At 50.6% G+C, this 16,741-nt stretch carries 17 protein-coding genes and 1 tRNA gene; 7 read left to right on the forward strand and 11 right to left on the reverse strand.

The annotated features are described in order from the left end of the window. Window positions 1-171: 171 nt before the first annotated feature. Window positions 172-624, forward strand: a complete 453-nt coding sequence (matP, locus tag WES_RS13040) for a macrodomain Ter protein MatP (protein WP_000877169.1) — start codon at window positions 172-174, stop codon at window positions 622-624. A 75-nt stretch (window positions 625-699) separates the two neighbouring features. On the opposite strand, the gene ompA is transcribed toward matP, so the two are convergent. Next, window positions 700-1,752: a porin OmpA gene (ompA, locus tag WES_RS13035; protein ID WP_016158018.1), complete on the reverse strand. Its 1,053-nt coding sequence runs from the start codon at window positions 1,750-1,752 to the stop codon at window positions 700-702. 355 nt (window positions 1,753-2,107) lie between these two features. Further along, window positions 2,108-2,617: an SOS-induced cell division inhibitor SulA gene (gene sulA, locus WES_RS13030; protein ID WP_000288696.1), complete on the reverse strand. Its 510-nt coding sequence runs from the start codon at window positions 2,615-2,617 to the stop codon at window positions 2,108-2,110. A gap of 217 nt (window positions 2,618-2,834) precedes the next feature. On the opposite strand from sulA, the gene sxy reads away from it, so the two are divergent. Continuing rightward, window positions 2,835-3,464 carry a CRP-S regulon transcriptional coactivator Sxy gene (gene sxy, locus WES_RS13025; protein WP_016158019.1) on the forward strand — a complete coding sequence of 210 codons (630 nt, stop codon included), beginning with the start codon at window positions 2,835-2,837 and terminating at the stop codon, window positions 3,462-3,464. Here the strand turns inward: sxy and yccS are convergent. Both yccS and WES_RS13015 read right to left on the reverse strand, forming a co-directional pair. Next, window positions 3,427-5,589 (reverse strand): YccS family putative transporter, encoded by a 2,163-nt coding sequence (yccS, locus tag WES_RS13020; protein WP_000875031.1) that lies wholly within the window; start codon window positions 5,587-5,589, stop codon window positions 3,427-3,429. The genes sxy and yccS overlap by 38 nt on opposite strands. 9 nt (window positions 5,590-5,598) lie before the next feature. Continuing rightward, window positions 5,599-6,045: a YccF domain-containing protein gene (locus WES_RS13015; RefSeq protein ID WP_001261238.1), complete on the reverse strand. Its 447-nt coding sequence runs from the start codon at window positions 6,043-6,045 to the stop codon at window positions 5,599-5,601. A 122-nt stretch (window positions 6,046-6,167) separates the two neighbouring features. On the opposite strand from WES_RS13015, the gene helD reads away from it, so the two are divergent. Next, window positions 6,168-8,222 (forward strand): DNA helicase IV, encoded by a 2,055-nt coding sequence (helD, locus tag WES_RS13010; protein WP_016158021.1) that lies wholly within the window; start codon window positions 6,168-6,170, stop codon window positions 8,220-8,222. A gap of 31 nt (window positions 8,223-8,253) precedes the next feature. Here helD and mgsA read toward each other — a convergent pair whose 3' ends face one another. Together mgsA and WES_RS13000 are read right to left on the reverse strand one after the other, a co-directional pair. Continuing rightward, entirely contained in the window at window positions 8,254-8,712 is a 459-nt protein-coding gene (gene mgsA / locus WES_RS13005) for a methylglyoxal synthase (protein ID WP_000424179.1), read from the reverse strand. 95 nt (window positions 8,713-8,807) lie between these two features. After that, on the reverse strand, window positions 8,808-9,470 hold the full coding sequence (locus WES_RS13000; RefSeq protein ID WP_000847775.1) for a DUF2057 family protein: 663 nt from the start codon (window positions 9,468-9,470) through the stop codon (window positions 8,808-8,810). Window positions 9,471-9,642: 172 nt separating this feature from the next. Between WES_RS13000 and WES_RS12995 the strand changes: the two genes are divergently transcribed. Further along, entirely contained in the window at window positions 9,643-10,056 is a 414-nt protein-coding gene (locus tag WES_RS12995) for a CoA-binding protein (RefSeq protein ID WP_010348869.1), read from the forward strand. A 44-nt stretch (window positions 10,057-10,100) separates the two neighbouring features. Here the strand turns inward: WES_RS12995 and hspQ are convergent, their stop codons facing one another. Then, window positions 10,101-10,418: a heat shock protein HspQ gene (gene hspQ, locus WES_RS12990; protein ID WP_001295356.1), complete on the reverse strand. Its 318-nt coding sequence runs from the start codon at window positions 10,416-10,418 to the stop codon at window positions 10,101-10,103. Window positions 10,419-10,475: 57 nt separating this feature from the next. After that, entirely contained in the window at window positions 10,476-11,666 is a 1,191-nt protein-coding gene (gene rlmI / locus WES_RS12985) for a 23S rRNA (cytosine(1962)-C(5))-methyltransferase RlmI (RefSeq protein WP_032147835.1), read from the reverse strand. 93 nt (window positions 11,667-11,759) lie between these two features. On the opposite strand from rlmI, the gene yccX reads away from it, so the two are divergent. Continuing rightward, window positions 11,760-12,038, forward strand: coding sequence for an acylphosphatase (gene yccX, locus WES_RS12980; RefSeq protein ID WP_000048236.1), 279 nt, complete (start codon window positions 11,760-11,762; stop codon window positions 12,036-12,038). Here the strand turns inward: yccX and tusE are convergent. From tusE to WES_RS12965, 3 genes are all read right to left on the reverse strand, one after another. After that, on the reverse strand, window positions 12,035-12,364 hold the full coding sequence (gene tusE, locus WES_RS12975) for a sulfurtransferase TusE (RefSeq protein WP_000904443.1): 330 nt from the start codon (window positions 12,362-12,364) through the stop codon (window positions 12,035-12,037). The genes yccX and tusE overlap by 4 nt on opposite strands. A gap of 91 nt (window positions 12,365-12,455) precedes the next feature. Then, window positions 12,456-13,115: an FtsH protease modulator YccA gene (yccA, locus tag WES_RS12970; RefSeq protein WP_000375136.1), complete on the reverse strand. Its 660-nt coding sequence runs from the start codon at window positions 13,113-13,115 to the stop codon at window positions 12,456-12,458. A gap of 207 nt (window positions 13,116-13,322) precedes the next feature. After that, window positions 13,323-13,410: transfer RNA gene (locus tag WES_RS12965), tRNA-Ser, on the reverse strand. Window positions 13,411-13,815: 405 nt separating this feature from the next. Between WES_RS12965 and hyaA the strand changes: the two genes are divergently transcribed. Both hyaA and hyaB read left to right on the forward strand, forming a co-directional pair. Then, window positions 13,816-14,934, forward strand: a complete 1,119-nt coding sequence (hyaA, locus tag WES_RS12960) for a hydrogenase 1 small subunit (protein ID WP_010344442.1) — start codon at window positions 13,816-13,818, stop codon at window positions 14,932-14,934. After that, complete coding sequence (hyaB, locus tag WES_RS12955) at window positions 14,931-16,724, forward strand: Ni/Fe-hydrogenase large subunit (protein WP_016158026.1); 1,794 nt, start codon at window positions 14,931-14,933, stop codon at window positions 16,722-16,724. The genes hyaA and hyaB overlap by 4 nt, the downstream gene beginning before the upstream one ends. The last annotated feature ends 17 nt before the right edge of the window (window positions 16,725-16,741 follow it).

The raw sequence follows: 16,741 nt of genomic DNA on the forward strand, positions 1-16,741 counted from the left end.
AGTCTGTTGTCAAAGATGCGATTATACCGTAACCGGCACTTCAGCACACGTGGAAAGCGATGACAAAAGACCTGTCGTGCGCGCGAAAGCTCACAGGATGGAGATTCTTTTCATCACACAGTTAAAAAACTGATATTCTGTAAAGAGTTACACGGTAACATTGAGATCGCTATGAAATATCAACAACTTGAAAATCTGGAAAGCGGTTGGAAATGGAAGTATCTGGTGAAGAAACACCGTGAAGGGGAGTTAATTACCCGTTACGTAGAAGCCAGTGCCGCCCAGGAAGCCGTTGACGTGTTGCTATCGCTGGAAAATGAACCCGTGCTGGTAAATGGCTGGATTGACAAGCATATGAATCCAGAGCTGGTCAATCGCATGAAGCAGACAATTCGGGCCAGACGGAAACGCCATTTTAATGCGGAACATCAGTACACGCGTAAGAAATCAATCGATCTGGAATTTATTGTCTGGCAACGGCTGGCAGGTCTTGCACAGCGGCGCGGTAAAACACTTTCCGAAACGATTGTCCAGCTGATTGAAGATGCGGAAAACAAAGAGAAATATGCAAATAAAATGTCTTCTTTGAAGCAGGATTTGCAGGCCTTACTGGGTAAGGAATAACTTGCCAGGGTTATTTACTTTACTGAAGACGAAAAAAAACCCCGCATGAAGCGGGGTTTTTTACCAGACGAGAACTTAAGCCTGCGGCTGAGTTACAACGTCTTTGATGCCTTTAACTTCGATCTCTACGCGACGATCCGGAGCCAGGCAGTCAATCAGTGCAGCGCGTTGTTTCACGTTGTCACAGGTGTTGCCGGTAACCGGGTTGGATTCGCCCATACCACGTGCGGAGATCTTGTCAGACGGGATACCTTTAGAGATCAGGTAATCAACGACGGACTGAGCACGACGCTCGGACAGACCCTGGTTGTAAGCATCAGAACCGATGCGGTCAGTGTAACCCAGAACAACTACGGAACCGTCTTTCGGATCCAGGTTGCTCAGCTGGCTGTACAGCTGATCCAGAGCAGCCTGACCTTCCGGTTTCAGGGTTGCTTTGTTGAAGTTGAACAGAACGTCAGACTTCAGAGTGAAGTGCTTGGTCTGTACTTCTGGAGCCGGAGCCGGAGCCGGAGCAACTACCGGAGCTGCTTCGCCCTGACCGAAACGGTAGGAAACACCCAGGCTCAGCAGACCGTTGTCCGGACGAGTACCGATGGTGTGTGCGTCACCGATGTTGTTGGTCCACTGGTATTCCAGACGGGTAGCGATTTCAGGAGTGATCGCGTACTCAACACCACCTGCGAATACCGGGGAAACGCCGGTGTCGTGGTCTTTAAAGGATGCGCCACCAGGTACGTTAGCCTTGGTGTCTGCACGCCATACCATACCACCCAGACGAGTGTAGATGTCCAGATCGTCAGTGATTGGGTAACCCAGTTTAGCGGTCAGCTGAACGCCCTGAGCTTTGTATGCGCCATTGATGTTGTCGCCTTTGTACGGCATACGACCTAACCAGTCGTAACCCATTTCAAAGCCAACATACGGGTTAACCTGGTAACCACCAAAAGCACCTGCACCCAGTTGGTTTTCGTGGGTCGGACCATTGTTAGGAATGAAACCAGTGTCATGGTACTGGGACCAGCCCAGTTTAGCACCAGTGTACCAGGTGTTATCTTTCGGAGCGGCCTGCGCTACGGTAGCGAAACCAGCCAGTGCCACTGCAATCGCGATAGCTGTCTTTTTCATTTTTTGCGCCTCGTTATCATCCAAAATACGCCATGAATATCTCCAACGAGATAACACGGTTAAATCCTTCACCGGGGATCTGCTCAATATTAACTCTACCGATATCTTCGGCTTATGCCGAGCACCCCTGGCGATGTAAAGTCTACAACGTAGTTGAAAACTTACAAGTGTGAACTCCGTCAGGCATATGAAAAAAAAGATTTGTATAAGGTGCGTTTAACCTTTTTTGTTAACGACACTTTACAGCATAAAATCGCGGAAACCGCTTCAGACAAGCCTCCGCAGGGAAAGTTAGCCATGAGTGAAATCGTCAGACGGGCGATAAAAAAAGTTCCAGGATTAATCCTAAATTTACTTAATGATACAAATTAGAGTGAATCTTTACCCCGGAAAGTTGTCTCGTGGCGTGAGAGGATGTGCTCACTGGACGCATAATAAACCCCATTGCGTTACCTTCATTAGCGGCATCCACAAGCTCTGCATGTTCTTCTTCTGTCAGATCATCTGTTAACCAACCGATCACCACGCTGTAATTTCCCGTGCGTAAAGCGCGAACCATTGATTCCACTGTATGGCAAGGGGAAAGCTGGTTTATCTGCATCACTTTCGTTAAAGGTAGTCCAGCAGCCTGAACCCATTCACGACTCAGTTTTTGTTTTGGTGTTAACCATAGTTGCCAACGTGATTGCTGGCCGAGTTGCTGCAACAATGGCAAAAGCAGCAGTTGCGTCATCATGGGCTGATCTTCGCGATAGACAACTTCACTAATTAGCCCGGCTGTTGTGTTTTCCGTGGAGACACGCGCAATTTTGTTTGCTGCGGATGAGAACAACGAAGAACGATGTGCATAGCCTGAAGTGTACATAATCAATCCAGCCCTGTGAGTTACTGTATGAATATACAGTACATCCGGTGGCAACAAAGATCAACCCTAATTTCGGAAAGAGCCTCGCAAATTTTGTCGTTGGTGACCTGAAAACTTAAATTAATCTTGCCCCTTGATAATAAGTTGCCTATTTTCGTATTTAACGGATCCGTTAATGTGAATCATTCTTTTATATTATGATTTTAAAAGGAATTTTATGAAAAGCCTCTCTTATAAGCGGATCTATAAGTCACAAGAATACCTGGCTACGCTGGGCACCATTGAATACCGATCATTGTTTGGTAGTTACAGTCTGACCGTTGATGACACGGTATTTGCAATGGTTTCTGATGGCGAGTTGTATCTTCGGGCTTGTGAACAAAGTGCACAATACTGTGTAAAACATCCGCCAGTATGGCTGACATATAAAAAGTGTGGGCGGTTTGTTACCCTCAATTACTACCGGGTCGATGAAAGCCTATGGCGAAATCAACAAAAGCTGGTGCGCCTGTCGAAATATTCTCTGGACGCTGCGCTTAAAGAGAAAAGTACGCGCAATATCCGGCAACGGCTGAAAGATTTACCCAATATGTCTTACCATCTTGAGGCTATTCTTGGGGAAGTGGGGATTAAGGATGTACGGGCGTTACGTATTCTTGGGGCGAAAATGTGTTGGTTGCGACTGCGGCAACAGAACAGTCTGGTGACAGAAAAAATCTTATTTGTGCTTGAAGGCGCAATTCTCGGTATTCATGAAGCTGCGCTCCCGGTGGCACGCCGCCAGGAGCTTGCAGAATGGGCAGATTCAATTACGCCGAAACAGGAGTTTCCTGCGGAACTTGAGTAATTCTGCGCTGCAGACGACCAATTTCTGGTAGTAATGCAATCAATAATCCGACTTGCTGTACAACCAGAGGTTCTTTGCTGTCTGCCCGTGGTTCAAGTTGCTGCATCTGTTGTTTCAGGTCAGCTAATGCCTGATTGACGCGTTCTTCATCGGCTGGTTGATGATGTAGCGCGTCATCCACATAGCAAACTGCGTCATCAAGAAACGCCAGAATTTCAGGGTTAGTTAACTGCTCACGGTGTGCACCGAGGGCAGAAATGTAACTGGTAAACGTATGGTTAAGGCACAGTAACCGGAACGCGTCCTCGCGAATTTGCGGTGTGACATTCGGTTCGCTGGACATATTCGACACCACCGACGCCAGCTCTGCATCACGATTGTGCGCATCGCGACGAGCAATACGATATGCCAGACGGTTATCGCGCCCCTGGTGGTATTGTTCGAGAATAGCATCGAGATAACGGCAGTTAGCATCGGTTGCGCGCTCAAGCATTCGGGGCAGATTACGAAACCGCCAGTCTGGCCAGATGTAACTTACCGCTGCCCATGCAATGGCACATCCGATCAGCGTATCGATTACGCGAGGCAATGCCACTTCAAAACCTTCACCCAGCAAGTTAAAGCACAGTAGCACCAGAAGCGTAATGAACATTGTTGCATGAGCGTATTGCACGTTACGGAAGGCAAAAAAGAGAACACCGGTAATGACCAGCAGCACCAGTTGCCCTTCCAGTGACGGCACAAACCACAGCACAGGAATGCCAATCGCAATACCCACCAGCGTACCAATAATCCTTAACTTCAGGCGGTGGCGCGTGGCGTTATAGTTTGGCTGGCAGACAAATAAACTTGTCAGCAAGATCCAATACCCGTGATGCATCCCGGTTATCTGAATGATGGCGTAGCCGAAGCACAAGACCAGTGACATTCTTACCGCATGACGGAAGAGGGCAGATTCCGGCGTGAAGTGACGGCTAAGACGCAGCCAGATATCGCTCAACCCATGCGGGCTGTCATCTGCGAGTTCATTTTCGTCATTATTATGGGGCAGCGCCTGAGCCTGTTCTGATTCAATTGTTGCCAGTTGGGCATCAATGGCGCGTAAATTGTTCAGCAAAAATCCCAGTGTTTTGAGTAAATCGGCGGGTGCGCCGTTATCGCGCATTCGCTCCAGCGCAGCATCAATATGCGTAAAAGCGCGATCAAAATGTGGATCGTGTTGATAAGGCTGACGCAGCAAAATACAGCGTGACAGTTGCTGGCAGGCCTGTCCCTGCATTGACATCAGTCGCTGGAAACGGAACAGCACGTCACTGTGGCGAAAATGTTCCCGCAACGTTTGATACTGAATATGGGAAGAGCTGGCACGCTCGTGGATATCCTGCGCCACAAAGTAGTAATGCAATGTGCGACGTGTTCCCCGCTGACCACGATCTCCGCGTAAGCGAGTCAGCAACGAGAGTTTCGTCTGATTCAGTGTCGCCATCAGTTGCCCGTTGGCGAGAGCCAAATCGTACAGCGGTGCCTGGCTTTCATCCTCTATATCAGGATCGAACATGCGTGATTTCAGTTCCAGATAACGCGCCAGTTGTTCATAGCAACGCGCCAGATTGTCCTGCAATGGGCGGACAGGGAACAGTAGGTGACCGATAAGCGTCAGGACGTTGTACCAGACGGCACCGGCAAGCAGATACATCGGCTGCTGATACCAGTGCTCATACAGAGACGTTCCCAGCATGGTGTAGATAGCGATCAGCAACGCGCCAAAAGCGATTGTTGCATAGCGTTGACCCAGACCGCCGAGCAAAATGAAACCGCTGGTGGAGAGCGTTAAGCCAATGGCAAACAGCCAGGGCCAGGGAAACAGCAATTCTACCGAGGCCGAGGCGATAAAAAAGCAGAATAGCGTAATGATAAGGTTACGCAGACGCCCAGCCAGTCGGTCGTCGAGATCGGTCAGCGCCGCTGCCACCATCCCCAAGGTCAGCGGAATCGTCAGTTTTACATCACCCAGCCACCACGGAAATGCAGTAGTACCACAAAGCGCAATAAAAATACGCGCGTAATACAGCCAGGCGCTGTTCCAGGTATAGCGTTTGAGCAAAGGACTTAGCATAAAAGCCATAATGTTAGATTATTCAAAACGACGTCGCGCATTGGCTTCACGCGCAGCACGAGCTGTTTCCACAGAAACTACGCGGCGACCGACTGGCCACAGTGCAATAGCGGCAATTTTAAAATTCGCAATGCCAACTGGAATGCCAATGATGGAAATGCATTGTGCGATACCTGTCGCAATGTGCATCAGGCATAACCACCAGCCAAAGAAAATCAGCCAGAAAATATTCAGTACCGTACCGCCAGTATTCAGCAGCACATTTTTACCTGCCGGATTCAGTTCATCGACATGAATGGCCTCATTGCCATAAGGCACCAGAGACAGTTTGGTGATCTCCCAGCAGGATCGTGTCAGCGGTAAGGTAAAAATCAGCACAATACTGACCAGGGTCGCCAACAGCCAGCCCAGAGTGGTGGCAAATCCGCCAAGCACAAAGTTCAGAATGTTCAAAACGGTACGCATAAAACCTCGCTTTACTGTGGTTTTCAGTAATGGGCGGCAATTGTAACGTTTTTTTGGGCTGGAGCACGTTTTCTCTGACGGTTACACTGATAAGAAATAACATCGTGTGGATCTACAGAGTCATGGAACTGAAAGCGACAACTCTTGGCAAACGTCTGGCACAGCACCCTTACGATCGGGCGGTGATCCTCAATGCCGGGATAAAAGTCTCCGGCGATCGTCACGAATATCTCATTCCTTTCAATCAATTACTGGCGATTCACTGTAAACGCGGTCTGGTATGGGGTGAGCTGGAATTTGTACTGTCTGATGAAAAAGTAGTGCGTCTGCACGGCACCGAATGGGGTGAGACGCAGCGTTTTCACCGTCATCTTGATGCTCTCTGGCGGCGCTGGAGCGAAGAGATGAGCGAAATTGCGGCTGGTGTATTACAGCAGCAATTGGATCTTATTGCCGCGCGCACCAACGATAATAAATGGCTGACGCGGGAGCAAACTTCTGGCGTGCAGCAACAAATCCGCCAGGCTTTGTCGGCGTTGCCGTTGCCGGTCAATCGACTGGAAGAATTCGATAACTGCCGTGAGGCGTGGCGCAAATGTCAGGCCTGGTTGAAAGATATTGAAGGCGCTCGGTTGCAGCATAATCAGGCGTATACCGAAGCCATGCTTAACGAGTATGCGGATTTTTTCCGTCAGGTTGAATCTTCACCACTTAATCCGGCACAGGCTCGGGCAGTCGTTAATGGCGAACATTCCCTGTTAGTGCTGGCAGGCGCAGGAAGCGGTAAAACGTCGGTGCTGGTAGCGCGTGCAGGCTGGTTGCTGGCGCGTGGTGAAGCGTCCCCTGAGCAAATTTTATTGCTGGCGTTTGGTCGCAAAGCCGCTGAAGAGATGGACGAGCGTATTCGCGAACGGCTGCATACCGAAGACATTACCGCACGCACGTTTCATTCACTGGCGCTGCATATTATTCAGCAATGTAGCAAAAAAGTACCCACAGTCAGCAAACTGGAAAATGACACCGCTGCCCGGCATGAACTCTTTATTGCTGAGTGGCGTAAGCAATGCAGCGAGAAGAAAGCGCAGGCGAAGGGTTGGCGGCAATGGCTGACGGAAGAAATGCAGTGGTCAGTGCCAGAAGGTAACTTCTGGGATGATGAAAAATTACAGCGTCGTCTTGCCTCTCGCTTCGATCGCTGGGTAAGTCTGATGCGGATGCACGGCGGTGCACAGGCAGAAATGATTGCCAGCACGCCCGAAGAAATCCGTGATCTGTTCAGCAAACGAATCAAGTTAATGGCTCCATTGCTGAAAGCCTGGAAAGGTGCGCTGAAAGCAGAAAACGCCGTCGATTTTTCTGGCCTTATTCATCAGGCGATTGCTCTCCTTGAGAAAGGTCGCTTTATCAGCCCGTGGAAACATATTCTGGTTGATGAGTTTCAGGATATCTCGCCGCAGCGCGCAGCGTTGTTAGCGGCATTACGCAAGCAAAACAGTCAGACGACGTTGTTTGCCGTTGGCGATGACTGGCAGGCGATTTATCGCTTCAGCGGTGCACAAATGTCGCTCACCACGGCTTTCCATGAAAACTTTGGTGACGGCGATCGCTGTGATTTAGACACGACTTACCGTTTTAACAGTCGTATCGGTGAGGTGGCTAATCGGTTTATTCAGCAGAACCCGAGCCAGTTGAAAAAGCCGCTAAATAGTTTAATCGCTGGCGATAAAAAGGCCGTCACGTTATTGGATGAGAGCCAGCTTGATGCGTTGCTGGATAAGCTCTCTGGTTACGCTAAACCGGAAGAGCGCATCCTGGTTCTGGCGCGTTACCACCACATGAAGCCCGCCAGCCTAGAAAAAGCGGCAACGCGCTGGCCGAAGTTGCAAATTGATTTTATGACTATTCATGCCAGCAAAGGGCAACAGGCGGATTACGTGATTATTGTTGGCTTGCAGGAGGGGAGTGATGGCTTCCCGGCCGTGGCACGTGAGTCGATTATGGAAGAGGCGCTACTGCCACCGGCTGAGGATTTCCCGGACGCCGAAGAACGACGGTTAATGTACGTTGCGTTGACCCGCGCACGACATCGGGTATGGGCGCTGTTCAACAAAAACAATCCTTCACCCTTTGTGGAAATATTGAAAAATCTGGATGTGCCGGTGGCGAGAAAACCGTAAGAAACAGGTGGCGTTTGCCACCTGTGCAATATTATTTCAGGCGATCCGCGAGATAACGCTGATAATCGGGGATCAGGATATCTACCGCGTCGTTGAAATGCGGCGACTGGATAATGAAATCAGCCGTTGCCACGTTGGTGGCGACCGGAATGTTCCACACCGTCGCCAGACGCAGCAACGCTTTCACATCAGGATCGTGCGGCACGGCATTTAGTGGATCCCAGAAGAAAATCAGCACATCAATTTTCCCTTCCGAAATCAATGCGCCCACCTGCTGGTCACCGCCCATTGGGCCGCTCAACATGGCGTTAACATTCATACCGGTAGCGCGGGAAATTAAGTTACCCGTGGTGCCCGTTGCATAAAGTTCGTGCTGTTCCAGTAATGGTTGATGCCGTTCCACCCAGCTCATGAGCATTTGTTTACAGTGATCGTGTGCCACCAGCGCAATATGTTTCCGCGCTGGTAAAGTGCGAGTCGTCAGTTCCATAATTTACATCCATAGTTAACTTTCCTACAGATTACTGTAAGCACTTATCGCTGCAAGATAAAGACCGAAAAAGCCTGCGCACAGGCACAAAAATCTCAGGAAGATGGTTGTTTTTCCGCCCATTGCAGGAAGTTATTGCGCGTTTGCGGATCTGCCAGTTTAAACCAATACTTCAGCCGTTGTTCAGTGAGCACCTGGGACTGTGGCGGAATAGCATCCAGTTCGGAAACACCAGAAAGCAGTGTACTGTCATCTGCCATCATGGTGGCAAATTGCGGTAGAGAAGCGCGTTTCGCGGATTTGTTATAACGCTCGACCTCGACTTCATAATCAATCGTTTTTGCGGTTGAAGTAATAGCCAGAATATCCAGCTTTACCGGAATCGGTGTCGCATCGCCATCTAACAATTCAAGACGCGGCGTTGTGTCGAAATGGTTGGCTTCCCGTTCATTCTCCAGGCGTGGCAGGCGAAAATTCACCTGGCTAATGAGCTGGGTATTAAAACTCACCACCAGCGGCGGGGAGATATAAAGCCGTTCTTCACTACTGGAAAGATGGATAGTCTTCTCGACGCGAAACACTAACTGATGCGGTCCATTATCCAGTTCAATGCTGTCAGCACCGCGCAGCAAAGAGCTTGAAACCTTCTTGCCGTCGAGTACCAGAAGATCAATATCGCTGGACAGCCGTAGCGTGGTGGCAAAAACAGATACCGGCAAACATAATGCAATCAAGGTGGTCAAAATGCCGGTTTTCATAGATAGCTCCTGTCTAATGACCGCCTGAATAATAATGTATCAAAATTTTTCTTTAATCATACTTACTAACATATAGACATGTTTTCCGCTTTTGCTCTCATTCATTCGTATTAGCTGCATGGTTGGTATGTTGGGATTGTCGTACACTTTGATAAATAGTCTGGAGGAAATGATGAAAGAGACCGATATTGCAGCCATTTTAACGTCCACTCATACCATTGCGCTGGTAGGGGCAAGTGATAAACCCGACCGTCCAAGTTATCGCGTGATGAAATACTTGCTTGATCAGGGCTATCACGTCATCCCGGTCTCACCTAAAGTCGCCGGTAAAACGCTGCTGGGTCAGCAGGGCTACGGCACGCTGGCAGAAGTTCCGGAAAAAGTCGATATGGTCGATGTTTTCCGTAATTCAGAAGCCGCGTGGGGCGTGGCGCAGGAAGCTATCGCCATTGGTGCGAAAACCTTATGGATGCAGCTGGGGGTGATTAATGAGCAAGCGGCGGTACTGGCGCGCGACGCCGGTTTACAGGTCGTTATGGATCGCTGCCCGGCAATTGAGATCCCTCGCCTGGGGCTGGCTAAATAAAAAATACCCGGAAGGTTTTTGCCTTCCGGGTATTTGTATGGGGGTTAGTTACGCAGACGCGGCGCCTGGAGTTGTTTGCGGATGGTCTGCGCCAGCTCATCCATGGATGGCTGTTCAGGATGTTCATCCTGCAATTCGCTACTTAGCTGGGCTTCAGCCAGGTAGGTATGAACCGGTAGGCCGTTGTCATCCTCCATCACCACGTGATACCACGGAGCGGCGCGAAGCTCATCGTTCACCGCCAGCTCATCAGGCGACGGTTCAGAGAGCGAATAAACCGGGTCGATATCCACGACCACTCCGAGATAACCTAACAGGGAATGGCGGACCTGCTGGCCGATACCGAATTTGCTGGCAATCATAGTCACCTCCCGGGAAATCTTCACCTTTGATATAAGGGTAAAATTCCACATTTCAAGTTACATGACGCGACAGGCAAACCCTTTCAGATATAGCCCTTCCGGGTAGGTAGCGATCACCGGATGATCGGCTGCCTGACGGAACTGCTCTATAAATTGTATATCACGACCGGCATCAATTGCGGCATCCGCGATGATTTTCTGAAATAAATCGCTGGTCATCAGGCCTGAACAGGAGAAAGTCAGGAGAACACCGCCCTCATTCAGCAACTGAATCGCCAGCATGTTGATGTCTTTATAGCCACGGCAGGCGCCCATCAACTGGCTTTTGTTCTCAACAAACTTCGGCGGGTCCATTACGATAACGTCAAATTTTTCCCCGCGATCGCGATAAGTACGCAGCAATTTAAAGACGTCATCACGCACGAACTCTGCCTTGCTCAGATCCAGTTTGTTCAGCTCAACGTTCTGCCGTGCAATATCCAGTGCTTCCTGGGAGGTATCGACGCTGACAACATGGCTGCAACCGCCCATTAATGCCGATACTGCGAAACCACCGGTATAGGAGAAACAGTTCAGTACGCGTTTATTTTCAACGTAGCGGCGCGTTGCTAGACGGCTGTCGCGTTGATCCAGGTAGTAGCCTGTTTTGTGTCCGTGTTGAATGTCCACCAGCAGTTTCATGCCGTGTTCTTCAATCGGCAGCAGGGCAGGTGGCAGTTCGCCAGTGACTGGCCCCTGGGTCAGCTCCATTCCTTCTTTTTTACGTACTGCGACGTCGCTGCGATCGTAAATCGCACATTCCGGGTACAGCGTTTGCAGGGCGCTGATCAATGCCGCTCGCTGATACTCTGCGCCAGCACTCAGCAGTTGCAGCACCAGAAAATTACCGAAACGATCGATAGTTATACCTGGCAGGCCATCAGACTCACCGGCAATTAAACGATAGCTATCGAGGCCATCTTTTTTCGCCAGCCAGTCGCGCCACTTTTGCGCCTGTTGTAAGCGTCGGGTGAAAAAGGCAATGTCGATGGATTCCGAGGGATCGAAAGTCCAGACGCGAGCACGGATTTGCGAAGCCGGCGAATAAGCGCCGCGTGCTAACCATTTTCCCTGATGATCAACAATATCGATGGTTTCACCGAGGCTGGCTTTACCTTCCATACGGGCAACGGCTCCGGAAAAGACCCACGGATGGCGACGAAGTAATGATTTTTCGCGCCCTTTGGCTAACACTAAACGTACACTCATAATCTACTATTCTGTCGATGCAAAGAAATGGGCGCCATTGTCCGGAGTTTTCCATGGATTTGCAACGCAGCTATAAGGATAAGGAGAGCGGTAATGTCGAAAGTATGCATAATTGCCTGGGTCTATGGGCGAGTTCAGGGGGTAGGCTTTCGCTATACCACGCAGTATGAAGCGAAAAAACTGGGATTAACCGGCTATGCCAAAAACCTTGACGATGGCAGCGTGGAAGTGGTCGCGTGTGGTGAAGAAGGACAGGTGGAAAAATTAATGCAGTGGTTAAAGAGTGGCGGCCCGCGTTCTGCGCGTGTGGAACGGGTACTTAGCGAGCCGCATCATCCCTCAGGGGAATTAACTGATTTTCGTATCCGTTAAATACATTTTACTGGTTTTGGCAGGCCAGCAATTTTGGTGGCTTGCTTTGCCGGGCCTTTGGGGAACAGTCGGTATAAATAGCGGCTGTTACCTTTTTCTTCGCCAAACTTATTCGCCATCGCTTTTACCAGCATACGAATCGCTGGAGAAGTATTGAATTCCAGATAGAAATCACGCACAAAACGCACCACTTCCCAGTGTTCTGGCGACAGCGTAATTCCTTCGTTCTCTGCAATCACCACCGCCAGCGGTTCACTCCACTGGCTGCTTTCTTTGAGATAGCCTTCGGTATCCGTTTCTATCTCTTTACCTTCGAAGATCAGCATAATTTTTTACTACCTTAATCAGACTGGCGGCAGTGTAACAAAAAACAAAGCCCCGCATAAAGCGAGGCTCTGTAAGTGGCATAGGGCGAGATTAATCGCGGCTGGCGAAGCCCAGAATGCTCAACAGGCTAACGAAGATGTTGTACAGCGACACATACAGGCTAACCGTGGCACGAATGTAGTTCGTTTCACCGCCATGAATGATGTTGCTGGTTTCAAACAGAATCGCGCCAGAAGAGATCAGAATGAATACCGCACTGATTGCCAGATGCAGAGCAGGTAGCTGCAGGAAGATATTCGCTACCATTCCAATCAATACCACCACAATACCTGCCATCAGCATACCGCCGAGGAAAGACATGTCTTTGCGGGTAGTCAGCACATACGCAGAGCAGCAGAAGAACACTAATGCTGTGCCGCCCAGCGCCATAGCGATTACGTCACCCATTCCGGCAGACAGGTAAGTGTTCAGAATTGGTCCGAGGATATAACCGAGAAAACCGGTAAAGGCGAACGCGGAGATAATCCCGGTCGGCTTATTCGCCGTTTTATAGGTCAGGAACATCAAACCATACATACCTACCAGCGTCAGAATCAGACCCGGAGATGGTAGCATCAGAACCGTACTGGCCGTCGCGGTAATCGCCGAAAAGGCCAGCGTCAGGCTCAGCAAGAAATAGGTATTACGCAGCACCTTATGGGTGCTAAGTAGCGATGTACGGTCATGTGAAGAACTAACTATACGATCCATGGAGTCACTCTCTATGACAGGTGTAATTAATAAAGCAGCATAATGATATTGCCGAAAGCTACCCAGAGGTTTTACCCATCTTTACGCATTTGATCTGGAACAGATTTAGCAAAGACAGAGTAAGCCATTGGGGATGACATAACGGCATGGCGATTTTGACAGGTAAAAGAAAAAGGGGTTAGCATTTAGCTAACCCCTTATCTTATTTGGCGGAAGCGCAGAGATTCGAACTCTGGAACCCTTTCGGGTCGCCGGTTTTCAAGACCGGTGCCTTCAACCGCTCGGCCACACTTCCGGAATGACGCGAACTATAAACATCCCGATGCGTCGTGTAAACCCCCAATGTGTTTGTTTGCCTGAAAAACAGACAAAATCGTGTTGATTGCGTGAAATAACAGCAATTTGCGCATTCCATCGCCATAAAAATCGCTTCATAACCTTCCTGCGGTAAACCTTAAGGAAAATAAGGTTCATTTTTATCGTTAAAAGATAAATCCACACACTCTGTATTGTTTTGTGCAAAAGTTTCACTACGCTTTATTAACAATACTTTCTGGCGACGTGCGCCAGTGCAGAAGGATGAGCTTTCGTTTTCTGTCTCTCTCGTGAAGCGATGGTTTGCCTTGCTCCAGGGACGTCGCTTGCCGACCAAAAGCGCCCGGCACTCCAGTCGGTGTCGCAAGGAAAAGAGACGTGCGATATGAATAATGAGGAAACCTTTTACCAGGCTATGCGACGTCAGGGGGTTACCCGGCGAAGTTTTCTTAAATATTGCAGTCTGGCTGCCACCTCGCTGGGATTAGGCGCGGGGATGGCACCAAAGATTGCCTGGGCACTGGAGAATAAACCCCGCATTCCAGTGGTGTGGATCCATGGTCTGGAATGCACCTGCTGTACCGAATCTTTTATCCGTTCTGCTCATCCGCTGGCGAAGGATGTCATTCTTTCCCTTATTTCTCTTGACTACGACGATACTCTGATGGCTGCCGCAGGCACTCAGGCAGAGGAAGTCTTTGAAGACATCATCACGCAATACAACGGCAAATATATCCTCGCAGTAGAAGGTAACCCGCCGCTGGGCGAGCAGGGGATGTTCTGTATCAGTAGCGGTCGACCGTTTATTGAGAAACTCAAACGTGCCGCCGCCGGAGCCAGTGCGATTATCGCCTGGGGAACCTGCGCTTCCTGGGGTTGCGTGCAGGCCGCGCGGCCCAATCCTACGCAGGCAACCCCCATCGACAAAGTTATTACCGACAAACCTATTATCAAAGTTCCTGGCTGCCCGCCGATCCCGGATGTGATGAGCGCCATCATTACCTATATGGTGACGTTCGATCGTCTGCCGGATGTCGACAGAATGGGGCGCCCGTTGATGTTCTATGGTCAGCGTATTCACGATAAATGCTATCGCCGCGCTCACTTCGACGCCGGAGAGTTCGTCCAGAGTTGGGATGATGACGCCGCGCGCAAAGGTTACTGCCTGTACAAAATGGGCTGCAAAGGGCCAACCACTTATAACGCCTGTTCCTCTACCCGCTGGAATGATGGGGTCTCCTTCCCGATTCAGTCTGGTCACGGCTGCCTGGGCTGTTCTGAAAATGGTTTCTGGGATCGCGGTTCGTTCTATAGCCGCGTGGTCGATATTCCGCAGATGGGAACGCACTCTACCGCCGATACCGTCGGTTTAACCGCACTTGGCGTCGTGGCAGCGGCTGTTGGTGTACATGCAGTCGCCAGCGCCGTTGACCAGCGCAGACGTCATAACCAGCAACTTGCAGAAGCCGAACAACAGCCGGGCAACGAGGATAAACAGGCATGAGCACTCAGTACGAAACTCAGGGATATACCATCAATAATGCCGGACGTCGCCTGGTGGTCGATCCGATTACGCGCATCGAAGGTCATATGCGCTGCGAAGTGAATATTAACGATCAGAATGTGATCACCAATGCAGTTTCCTGCGGCACTATGTTTCGCGGGCTGGAGATCATCCTGCAAGGCCGCGATCCGCGTGATGCGTGGGCGTTCGTTGAACGTATCTGCGGCGTCTGCACTGGCGTACATGCTCTGGCTTCAGTCTATGCAATTGAGGACGCCATCGGCATTAAAGTGCCGGACAACGCCAATATCATCCGCAACATTATGCTGGCGACCCTCTGGTGCCACGACCATCTGGTCCACTTCTATCAGCTCGCCGGGATGGACTGGATAGATGTGTTAGATGCGCTGAAAGCCGACCCACGGAAAACGTCAGAACTGGCGCAAAGCCTCTCCTCGTGGCCGAAATCATCCCCTGGCTATTTCTTCGACGTACAAAACCGACTGAAGAAATTTGTTGAAGGCGGGCAGTTGGGGATTTTCCGCAACGGCTACTGGGGGCACCCGCAGTACAAACTGCCGCCGGAAGCCAACCTGATGGGCTTTGCTCATTATCTGGAAGCCCTCGATTTCCAGCGGGAGATCGTCAAAATTCACGCTGTTTTTGGTGGTAAAAACCCACATCCGAACTGGATTGTCGGCGGGATGCCGTGCGCCATTAACATTGACGAAAGCGGCGCGGTCGGGGCGGTCAATATGGAACGCCTGAACCTGGTGCAGTCGATTATCACCCGCACGGCGGATTTCATTAACAACGTGATGATCCCCGACGCGTTAGCCATCGGTCAGTTCAACAAACCGTGGAGCGAAATCGGCACTGGTCTTTCTGATAAATGTGTCCTCAGCTACGGCGCATTCCCGGATATTGCCAACGACTTTGGCGAGAAAAGTCTGCTGATGCCTGGCGGCGCGGTGATTAACGGCGACTTCAACAATGTGCTGCCAGTGGATTTGGTTGATCCGCAGCAGGTGCAGGAGTTTGTCGATCACGCCTGGTATCGTTATCCCAACGATCAGGTCGGGCGTCATCCCTTCGATGGCATTACCGACCCGTGGTACAACCCTGGCGATGTCAAAGGCAGCGATACCAACATTCAGCAACTGAATGAACAGGAACGTTACTCGTGGATCAAAGCGCCACGCTGGCGCGGTAACGCGATGGAAGTAGGGCCGCTGGCGCGCACGTTAATCGCCTACCACAAAGGTGATGCAGCGACCATTGAGTCGGTCGATCGCATGATGTCGGCGCTGAACCTGCCGCTTTCCGGTATCCAGTCAACGTTAGGCCGCATTCTGTGCCGCGCGCATGAAGCGCAGTGGGCCGCAGGCAAGTTGCAATATTTCTTCGACAAGCTGATGACCAACCTGAAAAACGGCAATCTTGCCACTGCCTCTACCGAAAAATGGGAGCCTGCGACCTGGCCGAAAGAGTGCCGTGGCGTCGGTTTTACCGAAGCACCGCGCGGGGCGTTAGGTCACTGGGCCGCCATTCGCGATGGCAAGATTGATCTCTACCAGTGCGTGGTGCCGACCACCTGGAACGCCAGCCCGCGCGATCCCAAAGGGCAGATTGGCGCTTATGAAGCGGCGCTGATGAACACCAAAATGGCGATCCCCGAGCAACCGCTGGAGATCCTTCGTACTCTGCACAGCTTTGACCCGTGCCTCGCCTGTTCAACACACGTGCTGGGCGACGACGGTAGCGAGCTTATCTCCGTGCAGGTGCGTTAACAGCGAAGGAGAATCAT

The organism is Escherichia sp. KTE31 (assembly GCF_000407925.1).
Taxonomy (GTDB): domain Bacteria; phylum Pseudomonadota; class Gammaproteobacteria; order Enterobacterales; family Enterobacteriaceae; genus Escherichia; species Escherichia ruysiae.

What these genes read in the sequence shown, in the direction of transcription:
- matP (WP_000877169.1), top strand. Translation starts at nt 172, where the DNA reads ATGAAATATCAACAACTTGAAAATCTGGAAAGCGGTTGGAAATGGAAG.
- ompA (WP_016158018.1), bottom strand. Translation starts at nt 1,752, where the DNA reads ATGAAAAAGACAGCTATCGCGATTGCAGTGGCACTGGCTGGTTTCGCT.
- sulA (WP_000288696.1), bottom strand. Translation starts at nt 2,617, where the DNA reads ATGTACACTTCAGGCTATGCACATCGTTCTTCGTTGTTCTCATCCGCA.
- sxy (WP_016158019.1), top strand. Translation starts at nt 2,835, where the DNA reads ATGAAAAGCCTCTCTTATAAGCGGATCTATAAGTCACAAGAATACCTG.
- yccS (WP_000875031.1), bottom strand. Translation starts at nt 5,589, where the DNA reads ATGGCTTTTATGCTAAGTCCTTTGCTCAAACGCTATACCTGGAACAGC.
- WES_RS13015 (WP_001261238.1), bottom strand. Translation starts at nt 6,045, where the DNA reads ATGCGTACCGTTTTGAACATTCTGAACTTTGTGCTTGGCGGATTTGCC.
- helD (WP_016158021.1), top strand. Translation starts at nt 6,168, where the DNA reads ATGGAACTGAAAGCGACAACTCTTGGCAAACGTCTGGCACAGCACCCT.
- mgsA (WP_000424179.1), bottom strand. Translation starts at nt 8,712, where the DNA reads ATGGAACTGACGACTCGCACTTTACCAGCGCGGAAACATATTGCGCTG.
- WES_RS13000 (WP_000847775.1), bottom strand. Translation starts at nt 9,470, where the DNA reads ATGAAAACCGGCATTTTGACCACCTTGATTGCATTATGTTTGCCGGTA.
- WES_RS12995 (WP_010348869.1), top strand. Translation starts at nt 9,643, where the DNA reads ATGAAAGAGACCGATATTGCAGCCATTTTAACGTCCACTCATACCATT.
- hspQ (WP_001295356.1), bottom strand. Translation starts at nt 10,418, where the DNA reads ATGATTGCCAGCAAATTCGGTATCGGCCAGCAGGTCCGCCATTCCCTG.
- rlmI (WP_032147835.1), bottom strand. Translation starts at nt 11,666, where the DNA reads ATGAGTGTACGTTTAGTGTTAGCCAAAGGGCGCGAAAAATCATTACTT.
- yccX (WP_000048236.1), top strand. Translation starts at nt 11,760, where the DNA reads ATGTCGAAAGTATGCATAATTGCCTGGGTCTATGGGCGAGTTCAGGGG.
- tusE (WP_000904443.1), bottom strand. Translation starts at nt 12,364, where the DNA reads ATGCTGATCTTCGAAGGTAAAGAGATAGAAACGGATACCGAAGGCTAT.
- yccA (WP_000375136.1), bottom strand. Translation starts at nt 13,115, where the DNA reads ATGGATCGTATAGTTAGTTCTTCACATGACCGTACATCGCTACTTAGC.
- hyaA (WP_010344442.1), top strand. Translation starts at nt 13,816, where the DNA reads ATGAATAATGAGGAAACCTTTTACCAGGCTATGCGACGTCAGGGGGTT.
- hyaB (WP_016158026.1), top strand. Translation starts at nt 14,931, where the DNA reads ATGAGCACTCAGTACGAAACTCAGGGATATACCATCAATAATGCCGGA.